At 54.7% G+C, this 20158-nt stretch carries 20 protein-coding genes; 6 read left to right on the forward strand and 14 right to left on the reverse strand.

Translation table 11 applies throughout. From position 1 onward, the window contains the following. The 4 genes from ABRZ26_RS15245 to ABRZ26_RS15260 form a co-directional block, all read right to left on the reverse strand. Positions 1–888: a glycine betaine ABC transporter substrate-binding protein gene (locus tag ABRZ26_RS15245; protein ID WP_319604995.1), complete on the reverse strand. Its 888-nt coding sequence runs from the start codon at positions 886–888 to the stop codon at positions 1–3. 801 nt (positions 889–1689) lie between these two features. Further along, positions 1690–1902 (reverse strand): hypothetical protein, encoded by a 213-nt coding sequence (locus ABRZ26_RS15250; RefSeq protein WP_319604996.1) that lies wholly within the window; start codon positions 1900–1902, stop codon positions 1690–1692. Between the two features lie 91 nt (positions 1903–1993). Continuing rightward, the gene (locus ABRZ26_RS15255) at positions 1994–2521 is read right to left on the reverse strand and encodes a GNAT family N-acetyltransferase (RefSeq protein ID WP_319604997.1); all 528 of its coding nucleotides are present in this window, start codon (positions 2519–2521) and stop codon (positions 1994–1996) included. 316 nt (positions 2522–2837) lie between these two features. After that, on the reverse strand, positions 2838–3206 hold the full coding sequence (locus tag ABRZ26_RS15260) for a winged helix-turn-helix transcriptional regulator (RefSeq protein WP_319604998.1): 369 nt from the start codon (positions 3204–3206) through the stop codon (positions 2838–2840). An 85-nt stretch (positions 3207–3291) separates the two neighbouring features. Between ABRZ26_RS15260 and ABRZ26_RS15265 the strand changes: the two genes are divergently transcribed. Next, positions 3292–4071, forward strand: coding sequence for an NAD(P)H-dependent oxidoreductase (locus ABRZ26_RS15265; RefSeq protein WP_319604999.1), 780 nt, complete (start codon positions 3292–3294; stop codon positions 4069–4071). Between the two features lie 130 nt (positions 4072–4201). On the opposite strand, the gene mnmE is transcribed toward ABRZ26_RS15265, so the two are convergent. The 5 genes from mnmE to rpmH all read right to left on the reverse strand — a co-directional run bounded on the left by mnmE (position 4202) and on the right by rpmH (position 8020). Beyond that, a complete protein-coding gene (mnmE, locus tag ABRZ26_RS15270; protein WP_319605000.1) occupies positions 4202–5566 on the reverse strand; it encodes a tRNA uridine-5-carboxymethylaminomethyl(34) synthesis GTPase MnmE in 1365 nt (454 codons plus the stop codon). A 77-nt stretch (positions 5567–5643) separates the two neighbouring features. Beyond that, complete coding sequence (gene yidC, locus ABRZ26_RS15275; protein WP_319605001.1) at positions 5644–7278, reverse strand: membrane protein insertase YidC; 1635 nt, start codon at positions 7276–7278, stop codon at positions 5644–5646. A 2-nt stretch (positions 7279–7280) separates the two neighbouring features. Next, positions 7281–7538, reverse strand: a complete 258-nt coding sequence (yidD, locus tag ABRZ26_RS15280) for a membrane protein insertion efficiency factor YidD (protein WP_009115145.1) — start codon at positions 7536–7538, stop codon at positions 7281–7283. Next, positions 7502–7861, reverse strand: a complete 360-nt coding sequence (rnpA, locus tag ABRZ26_RS15285; protein ID WP_319605002.1) for a ribonuclease P protein component — start codon at positions 7859–7861, stop codon at positions 7502–7504. Before rnpA ends, yidD begins: the two co-directional genes overlap by 37 nt. An 18-nt stretch (positions 7862–7879) precedes the next feature. Next, positions 7880–8020: a 50S ribosomal protein L34 gene (gene rpmH, locus ABRZ26_RS15290; RefSeq protein ID WP_009115147.1), complete on the reverse strand. Its 141-nt coding sequence runs from the start codon at positions 8018–8020 to the stop codon at positions 7880–7882. A 634-nt stretch (positions 8021–8654) separates the two neighbouring features. Here rpmH and dnaA point away from each other — a divergent pair. The 4 genes from dnaA (at position 8655) to gyrB (ending at position 14845) form a co-directional block, all read left to right on the forward strand. Next, the gene (gene dnaA / locus ABRZ26_RS15295) at positions 8655–10055 is read left to right on the forward strand and encodes a chromosomal replication initiator protein DnaA (RefSeq protein ID WP_319605003.1); all 1401 of its coding nucleotides are present in this window, start codon (positions 8655–8657) and stop codon (positions 10053–10055) included. 4 nt (positions 10056–10059) lie between these two features. Further along, positions 10060–11160, forward strand: a complete 1101-nt coding sequence (gene dnaN / locus ABRZ26_RS15300) for a DNA polymerase III subunit beta (RefSeq protein ID WP_319605004.1) — start codon at positions 10060–10062, stop codon at positions 11158–11160. Positions 11161–11323: 163 nt separating this feature from the next. After that, on the forward strand, positions 11324–12409 hold the full coding sequence (recF, locus tag ABRZ26_RS15305; protein WP_319605005.1) for a DNA replication/repair protein RecF: 1086 nt from the start codon (positions 11324–11326) through the stop codon (positions 12407–12409). Between the two features lie 18 nt (positions 12410–12427). Beyond that, complete coding sequence (gene gyrB, locus ABRZ26_RS15310) at positions 12428–14845, forward strand: DNA topoisomerase (ATP-hydrolyzing) subunit B (RefSeq protein WP_319605006.1); 2418 nt, start codon at positions 12428–12430, stop codon at positions 14843–14845. 78 nt (positions 14846–14923) lie between these two features. On the opposite strand, the gene ABRZ26_RS15315 is transcribed toward gyrB, so the two are convergent. From ABRZ26_RS15315 to ABRZ26_RS15335, 5 genes are read right to left on the reverse strand one after another with little or no spacing between them, the layout of a single operon-like run. Then, positions 14924–15940: an aldo/keto reductase gene (locus tag ABRZ26_RS15315; RefSeq protein ID WP_319605007.1), complete on the reverse strand. Its 1017-nt coding sequence runs from the start codon at positions 15938–15940 to the stop codon at positions 14924–14926. Between the two features lie 10 nt (positions 15941–15950). Then, positions 15951–16316: a tautomerase family protein gene (locus ABRZ26_RS15320; RefSeq protein WP_319605008.1), complete on the reverse strand. Its 366-nt coding sequence runs from the start codon at positions 16314–16316 to the stop codon at positions 15951–15953. A gap of 24 nt (positions 16317–16340) precedes the next feature. After that, entirely contained in the window at positions 16341–17168 is an 828-nt protein-coding gene (locus ABRZ26_RS15325) for a MetQ/NlpA family ABC transporter substrate-binding protein (protein WP_319605009.1), read from the reverse strand. Between the two features lie 25 nt (positions 17169–17193). Further along, positions 17194–17856, reverse strand: coding sequence for a methionine ABC transporter permease (locus ABRZ26_RS15330; protein WP_319605010.1), 663 nt, complete (start codon positions 17854–17856; stop codon positions 17194–17196). Continuing rightward, entirely contained in the window at positions 17856–18809 is a 954-nt protein-coding gene (locus ABRZ26_RS15335; RefSeq protein ID WP_319605011.1) for a methionine ABC transporter ATP-binding protein, read from the reverse strand. The genes ABRZ26_RS15330 and ABRZ26_RS15335 overlap by 1 nt, the downstream gene beginning before the upstream one ends. A 300-nt stretch (positions 18810–19109) precedes the next feature. Here ABRZ26_RS15335 and ABRZ26_RS15340 point away from each other — a divergent pair, with 300 nt between their 5' ends. Further along, complete coding sequence (locus ABRZ26_RS15340) at positions 19110–20156, forward strand: LacI family DNA-binding transcriptional regulator (RefSeq protein ID WP_319605012.1); 1047 nt, start codon at positions 19110–19112, stop codon at positions 20154–20156. The last annotated feature ends 2 nt before the right edge of the window (positions 20157–20158 follow it).

Below are 20158 nucleotides of genomic sequence, written 5' to 3' on the forward strand. Positions count from 1 at the left end.
TTAAGATTTGATGATGCCTTTTTCCCGCAGGAACGCCTGTGCGACGTCGGCGGGTTCTTCTTTGTCTTTCTCTACCGCGGCGTTGAGTCGCTGCATGGTGGCGTTATCCAGCAACGCGCTGACCTTATTGAGTACCGCTTCCGCCTGCGGCTGGGCTTTGAGCGCCTGCTCGCGCACCACCGGGGCGACGAAATAGGGCGGGAAGAGATGCCGGTCGTCGGTTAGCGGCACATATTGCCCTTCGGCTATCTGCCAGTCGGTGGCGAAGCCGTTGGCCACGTCAATCTGCCCCGCGGCCAGCGCGTCATAACGCAGGCCGACTTTGGCGAACTGGCGGAATGATTTGAATTTAATGCCGTAGACCTGCTCCAGCCCTTTCAGACCGTCCTGCCGATCGCCGAATTCGGCGCCCGCGCCAATGGTTAGCTGCGGCGCGGCCTTGGCGAGATCGGAGAGCGTTTTCAACTGATATTTTTCAGCCGTGGCCTTGCTGACCAGCAGCGCATAGCCGTTATTCAATTTAGCAGGAGCGAGCCAGGCGAGCTGGTATTTTTCGGCGTAGGTGCTTTTTACCTGCTGATAGACGTTATCCGCGTCGGAGGACAACTCCCCTTTAACCACCGCGCTGAGCGCCGTTCCGGTGTACTCGGGGTACATATCGATATCGCCTTTCAGCAACGCGGCGTGGGCAATCAGCGTGCCGCCCAGGTTGATTTTACGCTGCACCGGAATGCCCGCCTGCTCCAGCGCCGAGGCGTAGATCTCCGCCAGAATATATTGCTCGGTGAAGTTCTTGCTGCCGACGATAAAATCAGCGGCCTGAACCGCCGGCGCGACGGCGCTTAATCCGGCGATGAATAACAGTGCCTGTTTAATGGTTGCGCGCATGACTTTCCCTTGTGTGGATATGTAATTTATGTTGTGAATAGATATGTATATACAACTGTGACGCCAACAAAATTATCGATTAAAAATCAATAGGCGGACTATTTCAGAGTGATTTAAATGACGCCGCTGTGCCGACATGAGCGGTCAACTAATTCATGTAGGAAAATAGAGCAAAAAAGCCAGGACGGTAAAATTCGTTTTGGATATAAGTTATATCGTAAGGATGATAAGCCCAGCGGGCTACGATCGCGAGAAGCCGCCAGTTTTTTAACTCGTTCTTTAAGGCTGTCGTCGATTTTGAGTGTGGTGCTTGATGTCGACATGATGCTGTCCTCGCATGGAATACAAGGTGTCACCTTTCACCAGTTTACTTCGCGCTTCGATAAAATCCGTTTATATCTGAAGCTTTTCCCGGTTCTCAGCGCAGGCGAATAAACAAAAAATCCCGCATAACAAGGCGTCATGCGGGATCGATGGCAGTGAGTGATGAAGACGCTTCAGTTTTGGTTTATCTATTTGCTTGGTAATCATATTTGTTGGTGCATTTTTGGTGATGGGTACGTTTATGAACACAAAAATGCTTTGTGTATAACATGTTGAATATTATGATTAAATCATATTTAAACCAATATTGATTACACTATCTTCCTCTGAGTAAGTTCACTCCATGCAGAGTGAGCATTCCGTCAGGCAGAATAGAAATCATTTAGTAAAGAGATGGGCCATTCATTGGGTATCTGTTCAATTAAATGACCATCTCATGCGCGATCTCCTCCAGCATTCTGCTGTGCCAACCAGCTTTCACCCGCCGGTGTAAGTCGATATCTTTGCCGACTGCTTCATTTCCCCTTGCATTACCATTAGTAACCGCAACACTTCCCCGGTGACGGCTTCCGCCAGTGGTCGCCGGATAACCACGCGGAACTGGTTAGCCGCTACATCGTCGATAAGATCGATGGCCGGCCAATCCTGCAATGCATGGGGAATACCGGTGCCTAAGCCGCGGTAGGGCATGGGGGCAGGTCATTCTCTCGTCGCAACGTCAGTTCACTTTCACCCTGCTGGATAACAGTTAGCGGACGGCGTAAATGGCGGCGCGCGCGGCTTACCCTTTTCTCAACTGATAGAAATCAACAAGTTCGTCGTGTTCGCGTTTGCCCGTATTCACCAGGCGGCTGCGTATAAACTGAAAGCCGTTTTTTATCAATATGTGTCCCGATGCCGGGTTGCGCTGAAGATGACTGCCGCCGATGACCGACAGCTTTAAAGCGTCGAATCCAAACTGGCAAATGGCGCGACAGGCTTCGCTGCAATAGCCCTGGTTCCAGAACTCCCGCCCCAGCCAGTAGCCGATACCGGCTTTTTCGCCATCCATGCCCATCAGCGAGGCGGCGCCGATAACACGCTGATCCGCTTTGAGCGTGATGGCAAAAGCAGCCAGCGTGCGGTTTTCCCAACCCGCGGCATGGGTGGCGATCCACTTATGCGCGAGCGACGGCGGGTAAGGGTGAGGAATATGCGCGGTAACATCCGAAATCAGCGGGTCATTAACCAGTTGGTGAACCCGGTCTGCATCATCTAATTGGAACGGTCTGAGAATAAGCCTTGGCGTTTCCAGGTCCGGTTGTCGCATGGTATCCCTCTGATAATGTTTAAAAAGTCGCGATTAAACGCTATCGCGAGTTCATCGCGCCCGTCAAGGCTGGGAATGGACAAAGGAAGGTCGTGCTGTTGGGGAGATTACCGCTCGTTGCGTGATGGGCGCTTGTGGTATTCGGAATGTTCGTTTGCGCATCGATAAAATCTGCTTATGCTTAACGTCGTTCCCCGGCCGTAAACCGAAAGTGTATGAAACATGCAAGATCGGCTATGGGCGTAAAAAATGTATTGTTAATAACCTATTGAATTTTAATTTTTTATTTAAATGGGGTGAGGTAAGCGTCTCGTTTTTAGGGCTTCTGTCTGCCGTCATACTGTTCGCGGGCGGCATCCAGTTCAGGGAAGTTAAGTTCCGCCCATCGATCCTGCGCGCTCAGGGTATCGACCAGTGAATGAGCGACGGGCGTCAGCTGGTACTCCACATGAGCAGGTTTTTCAAGATAGTCGTGTCGTTCAATTAATCCGTGGCGCTCCAGTTGCCGCAGCGTCTGCGTGAGCACTTTTTGAGAAATGCCCTCTATGCGCCGCAGCAATTCGCCATTGCGCATGGGGCCGTGGGCGAGCGCCGGCAGGATCAGCATAACCCATTTTCCTGAAATTAACGCCAGCGCATCACGCGCCGAACATTTACTGGAATAAACATCGCCAGGAAAAGCCATATCATGGTTACCTCAAAGTGCGTAATTGCAAAAGATGTCGGAACAAAACAGCATAGCAGTACATCACTATTGGGGAGATGCATTGATGAATGTACTGATCATACTGGCTCATCCCGAGCGTCAATCGTTCAATGCCCATCTGTCGAACGAGGCTTGCGATACTTTTCGACAACAGGGCCATCAGGTCAGGATTATCGATCTGTATCAGGATAATTTTGATCCCTGCGAAGGTGATCGGCACTATCTCCACGGTTTGAATGAACAGAAATTCGACGCCATGCAGGAACAGCGACATCACTGGAATATCAAGCATCTGCCGGGCGAAGTTCAGCGCCATATCGACTTACTGCTAGAGGCCGATCTGCTGATACTGCAGTTTCCTTTCTGGTGGTTTGGCGCGCCCGCTATTCTGAAAGGATGGATGGATCGGGTTTTCGTCTATGGCGGTTTATATGATAGCCGTCACCGGCATGAAAATGGCGTTATGCGCGGCAAACGCGCCTTGCTGAGCGTTACCGCGGGGACGTCTGCAAATGCCTGTGCGCATAATGGGCGCGACGGCGATATGCGGTTTATGCTCTGGCCGGTCATGCACGCGTTGCACTATATCGGGTATACCTTGCTTGAACCCTTTTTAGTCGCGGGGATTCGAGGCGGGCTGCAAGAAGAACAGGAGATATTGCAGCGTCAACGGTTAGCGCGGGTGAGCGCTGATTATCGGGAGAAACTCGACAACTGGGCCGCCTGGCCGGAGATACCGTTTAACAGTAAAAAGGATTTTGGCTATGATCTCCTCCTGAAGCCGGAAGCGCCGGAATACAGCCCTTTTGTTCGCCACGATCGCGATGCCTGGAGAGGGTATTAATTCGGTATGTGTTGTTTCATCGAAAACGCCGGCCGATAGCGTCAAATAGCCGCCAATGGAACAAAAAATCCCGCATAACAATCAGCTATGCGGGATGAGTGGAAGTGAGTGGACGCTTACAGACTCAGCGTTACTTGCCGATGCAGAAGCTGGAGAAAATCCGCCCTAACAGGTCGTCGGAGGTGAATTCGCCGGTGATTTCGCTTAAGCATTGCTGCGCCAGGCGCAGTTCCTCGGCTAACAATTCGCCTGCGTAAGCGCTCACTAACTGTTCTTTGCCCTGAATCAGATGTTGGGCGGCCTGTTCCAGCGCTTGCAGGTGGCGACGGCGCGCCAGGAAGCCGCCTTCGGTGCTGCTGGTGAATCCCATACTTTGCTTGAGGTGCTCGCGCAGCGTTTCAACGCCTTCGCCGGTGCGCGCCGAGAGGCGGATAAGTGAGTAGTTACTTACATTTTCCAGTCCCAGCGGTTCGCCGGTGATATCGGCTTTATTACGCACCACGGTAATCGGCAAGGTTTTCGGCAGCCGGGCCATAAATTCAGGCCAGATGGCCGCGGGTTCCACGGCTTGTGTCGTGGTGCCGTCGACCATAAACAGCACGCGGTCGGCCTGTTCTATTTCCTGCCAGGCGCGTTCGATGCCGATGCGTTCAACTTCGTCATTGGCGTCGCGCAGGCCCGCGGTATCGATGATATGCAGCGGCATACCGTCGATATGGATATGTTCGCGCAGCACGTCGCGGGTGGTGCCGGCGATGTCGGTGACGATCGCCGCTTCCCGTCCTGCTAACGCATTGAGCAGGCTGGATTTTCCGGCGTTGGGTCGTCCGGCGATCACCACTTTCATGCCTTCACGCAGCAGGCTGCCCTGATGGGCTTCGGCGCGCACCGCGTCCAGATCGGCCATCACATTGTTGAGCTGGCCTTCAATTTTCCCGTCCGAGAGAAAATCAATCTCCTCATCTGGAAAGTCGATCGCGGCTTCAACGTAAATGCGCAGATGCGTTAACGCTTCCACCAGATGATTGATGCGGGCGGAAAAAGCGCCCTGTAATGAATTGAGCGCCGAGCGAGCGGCCTGTTCGGAACTGGCGTCGATCAGGTCGGCGATGGCTTCCGCCTGCGCCAGATCGAGTTTGTCGTTCAGGAAGGCGCGCTCGGAAAACTCGCCGGGGCGCGCGATACGCACGTCGGGCAAGGTCAGAATACGTTGCAACAGCAAATCAAGGATCACCGGGCCGCTGTGGCCTTGCAACTCCAGCACGTCTTCGCCGGTGAAGGAGTTGGGGCCGGGAAACCACAGGGCGATGCCCTGGTCGAGCGGCGTGCCGTCGCTATCGCGAAAGGGCAGATAGTCAGCATGACGCGGCCGGGGAATTTTGCCCAGTACGGCTTGCGCCACGGCCGACGCCGCCCGTCCGGATACGCGTAAAATACCTACCCCGCCGCGTCCCGGTGGCGTGGCTTGGGCTACGATGGTGTCGGTATTGCTCATGGCTGTCTCTCTGCGCGTCATAAAAAAAGGCGGTCATCGACCGCCTTATTGTTGTGATTATAGGTCAATCAGCGTGGTTATTTTTTCTCGCGGCTGTGCAAGCCGCGTTTTTCCAGACCACGGTAAATCAACTGCTGCTGAATGATGGTCACCAGGTTGCTGACGATATAGTACAGCACCAGACCTGACGGGAACCACAGGAAGAACACGGTGAAAATCACCGGCATGTAAGTCATGATCTTCTGCTGCATCGGGTCGGTGACGGTGGTCGGCGACATCTTCTGGATAAAGAACATCGTGACGCCCATCAGGATCGGCAGAATGTAGTACGGGTCTTGCGCCGACAGGTCGTGGATCCACAGGGCGAACGGCGCATGACGCAGTTCGACGGAGCCCATCAGCATGTAGTACAGCGCCAGGAAGATCGGCATCTGAATCAGCAGCGGGAAGCAGCCGCCCAGCGGGTTTACCTTCTCCGACTTGTACAGCGCCATCATTTCCTGACTCATACGCTGTTTGTCGTCGCCGATGCGCTCGCGCATCGCCGTCAGCTTCGGCTGCAACATGCGCATTTTCGCCATCGAGGTGTACTGCGCCTTGGTCAGCGGGTACATGATACCGCGCACGATAAAGGTGATGGCGATAATGGAGAAGCCCCAGTTGCCGATAAAGCCGTGCAGGAATTTCAACAGCTTGAACAGCGGCTGAGAAATAAACCATAGCCAGCCGTAATCAACGGTCAGATCCAGATGCGGCGCGACCGCGGCCATCTTGTCCTGAATTTCCGGGCCGACCCACAGGGTGGCGTTCAGATTTTGCTGGCTGCCGGCCGGTACGACGGTCGGGGTGGATTTAAAGCCGATGGCGGCCTGGCCGTTACCCAGATTGCTGGTATAGAAGGTATTGGCGCCAGCGGTGGTCGGGATCCAGGCGGTTGCGAAATACTGCTGCAACATCGCTACCCAGCCGCCGTTGGTGGTGATATTCAGGTTCTCGTCCATATCGCCGAAGCTGTATTTTTTATACTTGTCTTCGCTGGAAGAGAACGCCGCGCCGCGATAGGTATGCAGCGCAAAGTTGCTGCTGCCGGTATCGCGGTGCTTCGGTAAATCGATGGATTGTTTCAACTGACCGAACAGCGTCAGTTCCAGCGGCTGAGCGCTGGTGTTATTGACGCTGTAATCCACGCTCAGCGCATAGTCGCCGCGTTTCAGGACAAACGTTTTGGTGTAAGTCACGCCGTCGGCCGCGGTATAAGTCAGCGGAATGCGCAGTTCGTCTTGACCGTCGGCCAGCTCAAAGTGATCCTGTTCGGCAGTGAACAATGGACGCGGGCCATTCGCCGGATTATCCGGACCGTTTTTGCCCGTCAGGCCGCTTTGCGCCTGATAAACGAATTCAGGCGTGGTTTCCAGCAACAGGAAGGGTTTATCGGAACCCAGCGTATCCGGATAAGCCAACAGATTAGCCTGCTCGATGTCGCCGCCACGAGTATTGATGGTCAGAGACAAGACATCGGTTTTAACCGTGATGAGCTTACCTTGACCGCTGGCGGGTACGCCCTGGTTACTGGCATCACCGGATGCTGTATTCGTCGCCTGCTGTATGGCCTGCGTGGTCGCTGGCGGATTTTTGTCCGTTTCCCAGGCCTGCCAGATCATAAAGGTTACGAATAGCAGAGCGATGAGAAAAAGATTGCGTTGCGAATCCATCGTTAATGTTCTCTGTTATTGTCGGTTTTTGGCGGTACGGGATCATCACCACCAGGGTTCAAAGGGTGGCATTTTAATACGCGTTTAAGCGTCAACCAACTGCCTTTTATCATGCCGAACCTGCGAATTGCTTCAATACCGTATTGGGAGCACGTTGGCCGAAACCGGCAATGTGGTCCCAGTAACGGGCTGATAACGAGTTGATAACCGCGTATCAACCCGATCAGCAGGCGAGAGCCAAACGACAGTGCCGACGCCATAATTTTTCCAACGCTTCCGTCAATGTTCGGTTATCCAGTTCAGACACCCCTTTTTTGGCGATCACCACAAAATCCATTGCGGGCAATGAATGTTGATGCAGGCGAAAGCTTTCGCGCGTCAGACGTTTAATCCGATTGCGTTCATGAGCACGTTTGACATGCTTTTTGGCGACGGTAAGACCGATGCGGGGATGCCCCAGCGTGTTCAGGCGGCCGAGAATAGTAATTTGCGGCGTGCCAGCCCGTTGCGGCTGCTGGAAGACGAAAGTGAAATGGCTGGGAGTTAACAAACGTAACTCCCTGGGAAAAGCGAGCTTAACCACTCGGTGGGTTAGCTTTTATTACTTAGAAACGGACAGACGAGTACGGCCTTTCGCACGACGGCGGGCCAGAACCAGACGACCATTTTTAGTGGCCATACGAGCACGGAAACCGTGGCTACGGTTACGCTTCAATACGGACGGTTGGAAAGTGCGTTTCATGGCGATTTCTACCTAAACTTGGATAATTAACTTCACAGTAAACGCGTTTGGCTACTCGGCGTGAAAATGACCGACGCCTCAATCGCATAACAAAGAGGCGGGATTGTAATAATTGTACAGTCCTGAGTCAATTAACATCACACTTTACATGCCGGCCATTCCAATTATTTTTGGATTTCTGTCTGGCGGAGCACAGAAACAGGCATTGACGCGCGGGCAGAGAATTATACGGACTCTGGCATAAAGCGCAAGGATCCTGCTGCGATCCTTGCGGCGAGATCATGATCAATGTCAGCGTAACAGGTTTGCCGTCTGGTTTATTCTGGGGTGAATTTCGTCGTCCCGCCAAGAATAAGATTCTTCCGATCTTCTGGGATGGAGACGGGAACCGTTATAAGAATAGCCTGTGGATAAAAAGGATCAAAACTGTGCGGAAGGGGAGGATCTCTTTCCTGGTTTAGGTTATGATCCGCCGTCCCGTTAGCGATCCTTCTTCGGGATCGTCACGGAAAACCGCATCGGTTACGCGGTGCATCTGTCGTCTTTTGTGGACGGGGGCAGGTGCCAAAATCATGAGTCGCATAAATATCTTATTCTTTTCTTTTTGATCGTTCTTGTTCGAGTGGAGTCCGCCGTGTCACTTTCGCTTTGGCAGCAGTGTCTTGCCCGTTTGCAGGATGAGTTACCTGCCACAGAATTCAGTATGTGGATACGCCCGTTACAGGCGGAGCTGAGTGATAACACTCTGGCGCTCTACGCCCCTAATCGCTTCGTTCTGGATTGGGTTCGTGATAAATATTTAAATAATATCAATGGTTTGTTAAATGATTTTTGTGGGATGGACGCCCCGTTGCTGCGCTTTGAAGTGGGCAGCAAACCGTTGGTTCAGACGATCAGTCAGCCGGTTAGCCATCATAGTAACGGCAATGCCAACGTCGCGGCGGCCGTCCAGGTACGCTCTGCGCCGGTGCGCCCAAGCTGGGATAACTCGCCGGTGCAGGCGGAGCATACCTATCGCTCCAACGTAAACCCCAAGCACACCTTTGATAACTTCGTCGAAGGTAAATCGAACCAACTGGCGCGCGCCGCCGCCCGTCAGGTGGCCGATAACCCCGGCGGCGCCTATAATCCCCTGTTCCTGTATGGCGGCACCGGCCTGGGTAAAACGCACTTATTACACGCGGTGGGCAACGGCATCATCGCCCGTAAAGCCAATGCGAAAGTGGTTTACATGCACTCCGAGCGCTTTGTGCAGGACATGGTGAAAGCGTTGCAGAATAATGCGATCGAAGAATTCAAACGCTATTACCGTTCGGTCGATGCTTTGCTGATCGATGATATTCAGTTTTTTGCCAACAAAGAACGTTCGCAGGAAGAGTTTTTCCACACCTTCAATGCGTTGCTGGAAGGAAATCAGCAGATCATTTTGACCTCGGATCGTTATCCGAAAGAGATCAACGGGGTGGAGGATCGTCTGAAATCCCGCTTCGGCTGGGGGCTGACGGTGGCCATTGAGCCGCCGGAGCTGGAAACGCGCGTGGCGATCCTGATGAAAAAGGCCGATGAAAATGATATTCGCCTGCCGGGCGAAGTGGCTTTCTTTATCGCCAAACGTCTGCGTTCCAACGTGCGTGAACTGGAAGGGGCGTTAAATCGCGTGATTGCCAACGCCAACTTTACCGGCCGCTCCATTACCATCGATTTTGTGCGCGAGGCGCTGCGCGATCTGCTGGCTTTGCAGGAAAAACTGGTTACTATCGACAATATCCAGAAGACGGTGGCGGAATACTATAAAATCAAAGTCGCTGATTTGTTATCCAAACGTCGTTCCCGCTCGGTGGCCCGTCCGCGTCAAATGGCGATGGCGCTGGCTAAAGAGCTGACCAACCACAGCCTGCCGGAAATCGGCGATGCGTTTGGTGGTCGCGACCATACCACGGTGTTGCATGCCTGTCGTAAGATCGAACAGCTGCGTGAGGAAAGTCACGACATCAAAGAAGATTTTTCCAATTTAATCAGAACATTATCTTCATAACACTATGAAATTCATTGTCGAACGCGAACATCTGTTAAAACCGCTGCAACAGGTCAGCAGCCCGCTCGGCGGCCGACCAACCTTACCCATTCTGGGCAACCTGCTGTTGCAGGTGACCGAAGGGGCGCTATCGCTTACCGGTACCGATCTCGAAATGGAGATGGTCGCCAAAGTGGCGTTGACGCAACCGCATGAGCCGGGCGCCACCACGGTGCCGGCGCGTAAACTGTTTGATATCTGCCGTGGTTTGCCGGATGGCGCGGAAATCACCATCATGCTGGATGGCGATCGCATGCTGGTGCGCTCCGGCCGCAGCCGTTTTTCGCTGTCGACCCTGCCGGCCGCCGATTTTCCCAATCTGGACGACTGGCAGAGCGACGTTGAATTCTCGCTGCCGCAGGCGACGCTGAAGCGTTTGATTGAAGCCACGCAGTTTTCGATGGCGCATCAGGACGTGCGTTATTACCTCAACGGCATGCTGTTTGAAACCGAAGGCGAGGAACTGCGCACGGTGGCGACCGATGGTCACCGTCTGGCGGTATGCGCCATGCCGGTGGGGCAGACGCTGCCGTCGCATTCGGTGATCGTGCCGCGTAAAGGCGTGATGGAGCTGGTGCGTTTGCTGGACGGCGGCGAGACGCCGCTGCAATTGCAAATCGGCAGCAACAATATCCGCGCCCACGTCGGCGATTTTATCTTTACTTCCAAGCTGGTCGACGGCCGTTTCCCTGATTATCGTCGCGTATTGCCGAAAAACCCGGATAAAACGCTGGAAGCCAGCTGTGATTTACTCAAGCAGGCGTTCTCCCGCGCGGCGATTCTGTCGAATGAAAAATTCCGCGGCGTGCGTTTGCACCTGATCCAGAATCAATTGAAGATCACCGCCAATAACCCTGAACAGGAAGAGGCGGAGGAAATTCTGGATGTCCAGTACGACGGCACCGAAATGGAGATCGGTTTCAACGTCAGTTACGTGCTGGACGTGCTGAATGCGCTGAAATGCGAGGATGTCCGTTTACTGCTGACCGACTCGGTTTCCAGCGTGCAGATCGAGGATAGTCTTAGCCGGGCGGCCGCCTATGTCGTCATGCCGATGCGTCTCTAGTCTATGGCGGGCGAATTTACTTGCCGGGACGGGGCGCATTCACCATCCTCACGCATGTCGAGTACGCTTCGGCTGCTTGCTGCGTGCGCTCGTTGGGCCGGACGACCATCCGCGCCCAATCTGTCTGTGCCGATAACGATTTTAGATCGCAAGAAATAGTCGCATGGCGCTTACTCGTCTTCTTATTAAAGATTTCCGTAATATTGAAGCGGCTGATTTGGCGCTGGCGCCCGGCTTTAATTTTCTGGTCGGGGCGAACGGCAGCGGCAAAACCAGCGTGCTGGAGGCGATTTACACGCTGGGGCATGGGCGGGCGTTTCGCAGCGTGCAGGCGGCGCGGGTTATTCGTCACGAACAGCCGGAATTTGTCCTGCACGGTCGTATCGACGGCGCCGAACGGGAACGTTCGGTCGGGCTGAGTAAAAATCGTCAGGGCGACGGTAAAGTGCGCATCGACGGCAGCGACGGCCATAAGGTGGCCGAACTAGCGCAACTGCTGCCGATTCAACTGATCACCCCCGAAGGCTTCACGTTGCTGAACGGCGGGCCGAAATATCGCCGCGCCTTTCTCGACTGGGGCTGTTTCCATAATGAACCTGGTTTTTTCTCCGCCTGGAGCAATATGAAACGCCTGTTGCGTCAGCGTAATGCGGCGTTGCGGCAGGTGAGTCAGTATGGGCAACTGCGGGCCTGGGATCAGGAACTGGTGCCGTTGGCTGAACGTATCAGCGACTGGCGGGCGCAATACAGCGCGGCGATCGCCGAGGATATTGCCGCCACCTGTCGCCAATTTTTGCCTGAATTTTCTCTTAGCTTCGCTTTCCAGCGCGGCTGGGATAAAGAAAGCGACTATGCCGAACTACTGGAACGGCAGTTTGAACGCGACCGTATGCTGGGGTATACGTCGCTGGGGCCGCATAAAGCCGACTTTCGCATCCGCGCCAGCGGCGTGGCGGTCGAGGATATGTTGTCCCGTGGTCAGCTAAAGCTGCTGATGTGCGCTTTAAGGCTGGCCCAGGGTGAGTTTCTCACCCGTCAGAACGGACTGCGCTGTCTGTATCTGATCGATGATTTTGCTTCCGAACTGGATAGTACCCGCCGCCGTTTGCTGGCTGAACGGTTAAAAGCAACCCATGCGCAGGTTTTTGTCAGCGCCATCGGCGCTGAGCAGATAGCCGACATGATTGGTGAAAATGGCAAGATGTTCCGCGTGGAACAGGGTAAAATAACGGTTCAATCACAGGACTAAAATGAGCGAGAAACGTTGATGTCGAATTCTTATGACTCCTCAAGTATCAAGGTATTGAAAGGGCTGGATGCGGTACGTAAACGCCCAGGTATGTACATCGGTGATACGGATGATGGTACCGGTCTGCATCACATGGTATTCGAGGTTGTGGACAACGCTATCGACGAAGCGCTCGCTGGCTATTGTAAAGACATTGTCATCACTATCCATGCTGATAACTCAGTCTCGGTACAGGATGACGGTCGCGGCATTCCCACCGGTCTGCATGAAGAAGAAGGGATCTCCGCGGCGGAAGTGATCATGACGGTGCTGCATGCCGGCGGCAAATTTGATGACAACTCGTATAAAGTTTCCGGCGGCCTGCATGGCGTGGGGGTTTCGGTGGTTAACGCCCTGTCGGAAAAGCTGGAGTTGGTGATTAGCCGCGAAGGCAAGGTGCATCAGCAAACCTATCGCCACGGCGTGGCGCAGGCGCCGCTGGCGGTGACGGGCGAAACCGAAAGAACCGGTACCACCGTGCGTTTCTGGCCAAGCCACGAGACATTCACCAATGTGGTGGAGTTTGAGTATGAAATTCTTGCCAAGCGTCTGCGTGAGCTGTCATTCCTGAACTCCGGCGTTTCTATCCGCCTGATCGATGAGCGTGAAAAAGATAAGTCCGACCACTTCCACTATGAAGGCGGCATCAAGGCGTTTGTTGATTACCTCAACAGAAACAAGACGCCGATTCACCCGACGGTGTTCTATTTCTCCACCGTGAAAGACGATATCGGCGTGGAAGTCGCGTTGCAGTGGAACGACGGTTTTCAGGAAAATATTTACTGTTTTACCAACAACATCCCGCAGCGCGACGGCGGTACGCACCTGGCCGGCTTCCGCGCCGCCATGACCCGTACCCTGAACACCTATATGGATAAAGAGGGCTACAGCAAGAAAGCCAAAATCAGCGCCACCGGCGATGATGCGCGTGAAGGGCTGATTGCCGTGGTTTCCGTTAAAGTACCCGATCCGAAATTCTCCTCGCAGACCAAAGACAAGCTGGTGTCGTCGGAGGTGAAAACCGCCGTTGAATCGCTGATGAACGAGAAGCTGGTGGATTACCTGATGGAAAATCCGTCGGACGCCAAAATCGTGGTGGGTAAAATCATTGACGCCGCGCGCGCGCGTGAAGCCGCCCGTAAGGCGCGCGATATGACCCGCCGTAAAGGCGCGCTCGATCTGGCCGGTCTGCCGGGCAAGCTGGCGGACTGTCAGGAGCGCGATCCGGCGCTGTCCGAACTGTACCTGGTGGAAGGGGACTCGGCGGGCGGCTCCGCCAAACAGGGGCGTAACCGCAAGAATCAGGCGATTCTGCCGCTGAAAGGCAAGATCCTTAACGTCGAGAAAGCGCGCTTCGACAAAATGCTCTCTTCCCAGGAAGTGGCGACGCTGATCACCGCGCTGGGCTGCGGTATCGGCCGCGATGAGTACAACCCGGACAAGCTGCGTTATCACAACATCATCATCATGACCGATGCCGACGTCGATGGTTCGCACATTCGTACCCTGCTGCTGACGTTCTTCTACCGTCAGATGCCGGAAATCGTCGAGCGCGGACACGTTTATATCGCGCAGCCGCCGCTGTACAAGGTGAAAAAAGGCAAGCAGGAGCAGTACATCAAAGATGATGACGCCATGGATCAGTACCAGATTATGCTGGCGCTGGACGGGGCGACGCTGCACACCAACGCCGCTGCGCCGGCGATGGCGGGCGAGCCGCTGGAAAAACTGGTGGCCGAGCATTACGCGGTACAGAAAACCATCGGGCGTATGGAGCGTCGTTTCCCGCGGGCATTGCTGAACAGTTTAATCTATCAGCCGACGCTGGCCGAAGCGGATTTAAGCGATCGCGAGCACGTTCAGCAGTGGATTGAAACGCTGGTCACGCGTTTGAATGACCAGGAACAGCACGGCAGCGCCTACAGCTTTGTGATTAACGATAATCAGGAACGGCAGATTTTTGAACCGGTTCTGCGTGTGCGCACCCACGGCGTCGATACGGACTATCCGTTGGACTACGCCTTCGTTACCGGCGGTGAGTATCGTAAAATCAATCAGTTGGGTGAAAAACTGCGCGATCTGATTGAAGAAGACGCCTACATTGAACGCGGCGAGCGCCGTCAACCGGTCGCCAGTTTCGAGCAGGCGCTGGAATGGCTGGTGAAAGAATCCCGTCGCGGTCTGGCGATTCAACGCTACAAAGGTCTGGGCGAAATGAACCCGGAACAGCTGTGGGAAACCACCATGGATCCCACCAGCCGCCGCATGCTGCGCGTTACGGTGAAAGACGCCATTGCGGCCGACGAGCTGTTTACCACCCTGATGGGCGATGCGGTGGAACCGCGCCGCGCGTTTATCGAAGAGAACGCGTTGAAAGCGATGAATATCGATATCTGATCGGCGACCTCCCCGTTGCCGGGGAGGAAATCAACATGGCCGGCTCAGACCGTTGAGCCGCCATGAATCGCTTTGTCGTCAGCCTCTTGTTTCCGCCGCCGGCAACGCGGCCTCGCGATGAAGCCGATCAAGGCGGTTATCGATGACGGCGAGCGTCTCCTCGCCGAGGGCCAGATCGGCGCCGGCCAGATTTTCATGCAGATGCCGCTCTTTCCTGATCCCCAGAATCACGTTGACGTGTTGATGCCGGGCGCGCAGATAGGCGATGGCCAGCGAACTGGTCGAGACGCCGTACTGCCGTGCGATTTCGCCCAGTTCACGGCTAAAGGCCACCGCCTTGCGGAAGGTTTCGCCTTGCCACCAGGGGTTATTACGGCGTACATCGTCGGGCGGCAGGATGTGGTCCTCGCCGATACGGCCGCTGAGCAGTCCCTGCGCCAGGGGCGTATAGGCATGAAAGCTGATGCCGTTATCCCGGCACAGCGGCAGGATGTCGTTTTCCGCTTCCCGGAACAGCATGTTGTACTTTTTCTGCACAATCGCGATCTCGCCATGTTCGATATAACTTTGAATATGGTGCGGCTCGCAGTTCGATGCGCCAATCGCTCTGATTTTCCCCTCTTGCTTCAACTGCATCAGCACGTCGATGGTTTCCTCTATCGGGGTGAGAAACGGCGGCATCGCAGGGTTATGAGTATAGTAAATATCAATATAGTCGGTAGCCAGGCGCTTCAGGCTTTGTTCCACTTCGATCCTGATGGTGCGGGGGCTGAGGTTGCGCTTGACGCGCTTTCCCTCCCAGGTAAAGCGATAGCTGCCCTCATCGTCGTCCCACCACAAACCGCATTTGGTGGAAAGGACGACGCGGTCTCTGCGGCCTTTGATCGCTCGCCCGATGATCTCCTCGCTGTGTCCGAACCCATACACCGGCGCGGTGTCGATACAATTGACGCCGGCGTCCAGCGCGGCGTGAATGGCCCGAATGGACTCCGCATCGTCCGTATCCGGAAACTGAAAACCGCCTCCCATACCGAATGCGCCGAGCGTCAGCACCGACGCCTCGATACCGCTGTTGCCGATTTGCATCGTTTTCATGGCGTCGTTCTCACCCCTGGTTCTGGTCCAGCCGCAGCTTGCCGCCGACGCCCACGTTTTCATCGGCATGCTCTTTGATGATCACGATGGTCTTGACCTTAACGCCCGTCAAAATACGTTCGGCCGCCAGTTGGATATTGCCGACCAGCGCTCTCTTGGTTTCAAGCGGCTTACCGGGCGCGGTATAGACAAAGAAAGTGATCTCTTCGTCCTCTTTGGGCGTACTGTTTGTGCGCGGCAGTTCATGCAGCAAGATGGTTTTGAATGCCGGCGGCAGCCGGAACGATGAGGTGACGGCCTGACCGATTTCGTCAATAAACCGTTGCTTGTCGCTCTCGCTGAAGGGCGTGCTGGCGTATACGATTACCGTTGCCATAATGAAATCTCCTTAATAAGCTGATTACAGGTTGTAGGGTTTTTTGACGCCGTGATAAGTCTTCAGCAGCCATTCCGCGTATTCTTTGGAGGAGAGCACTTCAACCACGCTATCCAGCCAGGGTTTGTTCTTTTCCGCCGACCCTTCGGGAATGGCCAGCAGCACGCCGCCGTACTGCTTGTACACGTCCGGCGTTTCCTCAAACAGCGCCGTTTCGATGGTGACGTCGGGATCGGCCATCTGATATACGGTGATGGACGGCGCCGTCATCGCATCCAGATCGGCGAACGCGCCTACCCGGCTGCGCGGGTCGATCTCGATGAATTTAAGATTTTTGGGGTTTTCGGTGATATCCAACAGCGTCGGCAGTTCGACGCCGGGGCGTAGCTTGATCAAGCCGTTGGCCGCCAGCAGCGCCAGTTCGCGGGCGCGGTTGGCGGAGTCGTTGGCGATGCCGATTTTGGCGCCGTCGGGAAACGCGTTGACGTCTTTATGCTTTTTGGACACAAAAACGACGGGCGTGGTGTAGATATTGGGGCCGTAGGCGACCAGCCGGGTGCCGTTGCTTTGATTAAAGCTGTTCAAATACTTTTCATTTTGGAAATAGTTGGCGTCGATGCTGCCGTCCGCAGTGGCGTGGTTCAGCGCGATATTGTCATTGAACACCTGCACCCTGATGTCATACCCCGCGGGTTTCAGTTTCTGCGCGACGTAGTCGATATCGGGTTGTTCGCGGGCGATGACGCCGATGACGATTTTTTGCGGTTTCCCGGCGTGTTGCGGCTGGCTGGCGAAGACCGGCGAGGTGAGCGCGGAAGCCAGGGAGAGGACGAGCAAAAGCGTTTTTTTCATATCTGCATACCTCGTTTTCAGGTGATTACTTGAGTTTTCGATAGAGAAGATTGCCGCTGAACTGAATGAACTGGACGATGACGATCAGGATAATCACCGTGCTGTACATAATGGTGTCGTTGAAGTTCTGATAGCCGTAGGTCAACGCCACCGCGCCAAGCCCGCCGGCGCCGACCGTACCGGCCATCGCCGTGAAGCCGAGCAGCGAAACGTATCCCAGGGTCAGATGAGAGACCACCGAGGGGATCGACTCGCTGACAATGACGTGAAAGGTGATCTGCCCGTCGGATGCGCCGAACGATTTGGCCGCCTCTATCAGGCTGGGATTGACCTCTTTGAAACAGCCTTCCAGCAGCCGGGCGAGCAGCGGGGAGCCGACGATGGTGATGGAGAAAATCGCCGCCGTGGTGCCGATGGTGGTCCCCACCATAAATCGCGTCAGCGGGATGAGGGTAATGATCAGAATGATGAAGGGTACCGAACGCAGTACGTTGATGATGGCGCTGATGGTTTCATAAGCCGCCCGGTTGGGCCGCAATCCTTTAACGTCGGTGGTGACCAGAATCAGCGCCAGCACAAAACCGAAAAAGGTGCAGCTCACCACCGTGCCGCCGAGCATGATCAGCGTATCCAGCAAACCGGGAAGAATGATGCGATCGAGTATGGTTTGAAAATCATATTGATACATTACAGGTTTCTCCATTCTGCGCCGATCGCATCCAGATAGGCCTGGGCGTTGGCGAAGTCTCGCCTGTCCATCGCGACCGTGAATGTTCCGGCAATATTGTCGGCATAGCGATCCAGGCCGCCCCACAGGACTTCAAACCGAATGCCGGTCGCCAGGGCGAAGTCGGCCAACAGGCCGGTTCGGTCCGGACGCTGGACGATTTCAATCAGCGCTTTGTTGTCATCGGCGTCCGGCGCGCGTATGCCGAGCAGCTCATCCAGCGCCGCCGCGCGCTTAAGGAAAATATCCTGCACCGAGCCGGAGGCCTTCAGTTCCCCTTTGCTCAAAATGGAAATGTTGTTGCAGATTTGCTTCACCACTTCCATCTGGTGGGTGACGACGATGATGGTGATACCCAGCTCCTGGTTGATTTTTTTCAACAGCGCCAGGATTGACTTGGTGATGTTAGGGTCGAGCGCGCTGGTGGCTTCGTCGCACAGCAGGATGTCGGGATTCATCGCCAGCGCTCTGGCGATGGCGACGCGCTGTTTCTGCCCGCCGGAAAGCTGGTCGGGGCGGGCGTGAGTCTTATCGGTCAGCTCCACCAGTTGCAGCAACTCATGAACGCGCGCATCGGCGTCCGCTTTTTTATAGTGGAAGCACTTCATGGGAAACAGGATATTTTCATAAACCGTTTTTCGTTCCAGCAGGGAAAATTGCTGAAAAATCATTCCAATGCCGCTGCGAAATTTGCGCAGCTCGCCGCCGCGCAATTGGCTGATATCGGTTCCGTTCACCAGCAGCGTACCGCGCTCGAAACTTTCCAATCCATTAACGCAGCGCAGTAACGTCGATTTTCCGGCGCCGCTGGCGCCAACCAGGCCGTAAATGTCCCCATCGGCGATAGTGACGTTGATGCCGCAAAGAACGGGCTTGTCCTGGTAAGACTTATACAGATTCCTGATTTCAATCATGGCAAGCCTTTCTTGTTAACCTAATGAAAAAAATGATTTTTTTAGCAGCCGGAAATTTATGTTATAAACTTTCCGCAAAAATTATATCGATCTAATTTTTGCGGAAAAAAATGTCGCTTCTCTCCGCGACCAGAAAATAATAAATTCAGCGATGCATTTAGCGTGTTTATTATTAGCAGGATATTATATTGTCGATAATGTTATTAATAGGGCTTTTCTTATGCGATTTATTCATTAACTAATGATAAATATTCAGTTTAACCGGCAGGTTCCAATGAAAACGAAGGGAGATAAGGTGACATGGCTGCGCGCGGCAATCGGGTGACGCTTCAGGATGTGGCGAATGATGCGGGAGTTTCCAGAGCGACGGCGTCGCTGGTGGTTCGGGGAAGCAACGCCATCAAGCCCAGCACGCACAAAAAAGTCATGGAGTCGATCGCCAGGCTTGGCTATGTGTACGACAGGATGGCGGCCAGTTTTCGTCGGCAAAGTTCTTCCTCGCTGGGCATTATCATTACCGATATAGAAAATCCCTTTTATCATCAAATGATAACCAAACTCGGCGATATGCTTTACGAGCGGCAGCACACTTTTCTGCTGGGCATCTCTTCCGAGTCTCTGGAGAAGCAGACCCGCGTACTGGAAACCATGCTGGAGAACCGCGTGTGCGGTATTTTCCTGACGCCGGTGCTCGGCACGCCGCCTTCCCTGTTCGATAAACTGCGTACCCTGCGCATACCGGCGCTGCTTATCGGCCGGGAGGTGGAAGGGATCGAAACCGATTATGTCGGCACGGACTATCGCCTCGGCTCGCAGCTGGCGATACGTCATCTGGCGGAACAGGGACATCGGCGGATTGCCTATATCGGCGGAACGCCGCCTGGCAATACGGCTTACCGGGAGCGTCTGCAAGGCTACTGTAGCGCGATGCGCGAGCTGGGACTAGACGTTGATCCGCAGCTGATCATCCCGTCGCCGCTGAATCGCGAAGGCGGTATTCAGGCAATCCGCAAGGCGCTGGAGCTGGAGCGGCCTCCCACGGCCTGTTTCTGCCATAACGACGTTATCGCGCTGGGCGTGACCATCGGCCTGCGGCTTATGGGGCGAATTCCCGGCGAGCATATGGCGATTGTCGGTTTTGACAACGTGCGCGAGACGGAAACGGCGGAGCCGGGGCTGACGACGGTTTCGGTGTCGCACGATCGCTGGGGCGTGGCGGCCGCCGGACAAATGATGCGCAGAATCGAAAACCTGCACGGCGATCCGGTGAAAATTATCATTCCCCCCGAACTTATCGTCAGAAAATCGTCCCTGAGCTTTACCGGGCTGCCGGAGATGAAAGTCTGATA

The organism is Brenneria sp. L4-2C (assembly GCF_040240335.1).
Taxonomy (GTDB): domain Bacteria; phylum Pseudomonadota; class Gammaproteobacteria; order Enterobacterales; family Enterobacteriaceae; genus Brenneria.